Source organism: Nocardia sp. 852002-20019_SCH5090214 (assembly GCF_001665865.1).
In the GTDB taxonomy this organism is placed as follows: domain Bacteria; phylum Actinomycetota; class Actinomycetes; order Mycobacteriales; family Mycobacteriaceae; genus Nocardia; species Nocardia nova.
Window position 1 is genome coordinate 1 of the sequence record NZ_LZMK01000073.1, and the last position, 2,178, is coordinate 2,178.

The 2,178-nt window shown below is 64.4% G+C and carries 2 protein-coding genes; both read left to right on the top strand.

Going from position 1 to position 2,178, the window contains the following annotated elements:
* Positions 1–71 precede the first annotated feature (71 nt).
* Positions 72–1,313, top strand: coding sequence for an IS21 family transposase (istA, locus tag A5780_RS07230; RefSeq protein ID WP_062969241.1), 1,242 nt, complete (start codon positions 72–74; stop codon positions 1,311–1,313).
* Complete coding sequence (gene istB, locus A5780_RS07235) at positions 1,313–2,110, top strand: IS21-like element helper ATPase IstB (protein ID WP_062969239.1); 798 nt, start codon at positions 1,313–1,315, stop codon at positions 2,108–2,110. The genes istA and istB overlap by 1 nt, the downstream gene beginning before the upstream one ends.
* Positions 2,111–2,178: the final 68 nt, after the last annotated feature.

The window sequence follows — 2,178 nt, forward strand, 5'->3', positions numbered from 1 at the left end:
TGTCGCTTCCGCCTGAAGACTGACCCTCTGATTCCGGGTGAATGCTGACCCACCCCGTGAACGATCATGAGGTGCTGAACGTGGAGGACTGGGCGGAGATCCGCCGGTTGCATCGCGCGGAGGGGATGGCGATTCGCGCGATCGCTCGGCGGATGAATATTTCGAAGAACACGGTGAAGAAGGCATTGGCTTCGCATGCGCCGCCGCAGTATCAGCGCAAGCCGGGTGGGTCGGCGGTCGATGAGTTCGAGCCGCGGATCCGGGCGTTGCTGAGCGAGTTTCCGGACATGCCGACGACGGTGATCATGGAGCGAGTCGGCTGGCAGCGCGGCAAGACGGTGTTCTTCGAGCGGGTGCAGCAGTTGCGGCCGTTGTTCAAGCCGGTGGATCCGGCCTCGCGCACCGAGTATCAGCCTGGTGAGCTCGCGCAGTGCGATCTGTGGTTCCCGCCGGCCGACATTCCGCTGGGGTTCGGGCATGTCGGTCATCCGCCGGTGTTGGTGATGGTCAGCGGCTATTCGCGGATTATCGCGGCGACGATGATCCCGACCCGACAGAGTCCGGATCTGCTGGCCGGGCATTGGCTGTTGATCTCGCGGTGGGGGCGGGTTCCACGAGCTCTGGTGTGGGACAACGAGTCCGCGGTCGGTCAATGGCGCGGCGGAAAACCGCAGCTGACCGAAACGATGAACGCGTTCCGAGGATCGCTGGGCATCAGGGTGATTCAGTGCCGCCCTCGTGACCCGGAAGCCAAGGGGCTGGTGGAACGGGCGAACGGCTATCTGGAGACGTCGTTCCTGCCGGGCCGGGTGTTCGCGAGCCCGGCCGATTTCAACGCCCAACTCGGTGATTGGCTGGTCAAGGCCAACCAGCGTCATCATCGCCGGTTGGAGTGCCGGCCGGTCGATCGCTGGGAGGCCGACCTTGCAGCGATGCTCGATCTGCCGCCGGTTGATCCGGTGGTCGGGTGGCGGCTCACGACGCGTCTGCCTCGCGATCATTACGTTCGTTTGGACTCCAACGACTACTCGGTGCATCCGGGCGCGATCGGCCGCCGGGTCGAGGTCCGAGCGGATTTGGACCAGGTCGTGGTCACCGTGGCCGGAGCCGAACTTGCTCGCCACCAACGATGTTGGGCCGACCATCAAACCATCACCGATCCCGACCACGCGGCCGCGGCCGCGGATCTGCGCCGGTCCCGGCGCCTGATCGCGGTCCCCGCGATCGACACCGATGTCGAGCATCGCAACCTCTCCGACTACGACCGCATGTTCGACCTCGACGAGGCCGGCAGCAGCGAGGAAATCGCCTGATGGCCACCAAAACCACAGCGAACGGCTCCCGCAACGTCACCTCCGAAATCGCCTATCTCGCACGAGCACTCAAAGCACCGACGCTCGGCAACGCGGTCGAGCGGTTGGCCGAACGCGCCCGCGCCGAGAGCTGGAGCCACGAAGAGTTCCTGGCCGCTTGCCTGCAGCGCGAGGTCTCTGCCCGCGAATCCCACGGCGGCGAAGGACGCATCCGCAGCGCCCGCTTCCCGTCACGGAAATCATTGGAGGAGTTCGACTTCGACCATCAACGCTCCCTCAAGCGCGACACCATCACCCACCTGGGAACCCTGGATTTCATCACCGCCAAGGAGAACGTGGTGTTCCTGGGCCCGCCCGGAACCGGCAAAACGCATCTGTCGATCGGGCTCGGAATCCGCGCCTGCCAAGCCGGGCATCGCGTCGCGTTCGCCACCGCCGCGGAATGGGTCTCCCGCCTGGCCGAGTCCCACCACGCCGGAAAACTGCAGGCAGAACTGATCAAACTCGGCCGGATTCCGCTCATCATCGTCGACGAAGTCGGCTACATCCCCTTCGAAGCAGAGGCCGCGAACCTGTTCTTCCAGCTCGTCTCGTCTCGATACGAACGAGCCTCGCTGATCGTCACCAGCAACAAACCCTTCGGACGCTGGGGCGAAGTGTTCGGCGACGATGTTGTCGCCGCCGCGATGATCGACCGCCTCGTCCACCACGCCGAAGTCATCTCGATGAAGGGAGACAGCTACCGCCTCAAGGACCGAGACCTCGGCCGCGTCCCCGCGGCCAAAACCAACGACTAACCAAACCAACAAGGGGTGGGTCCAAATTCAACCGGAACGACCGGGTCACCATTCAACCGAAGTTGACA

Excerpts from the sequence above, each read along its gene's own strand:
- istB (WP_062969239.1), top strand. The coding sequence starts at position 1,313 with ATGGCCACCAAAACCACAGCGAACGGCTCCCGCAACGTCACCTCCGAA.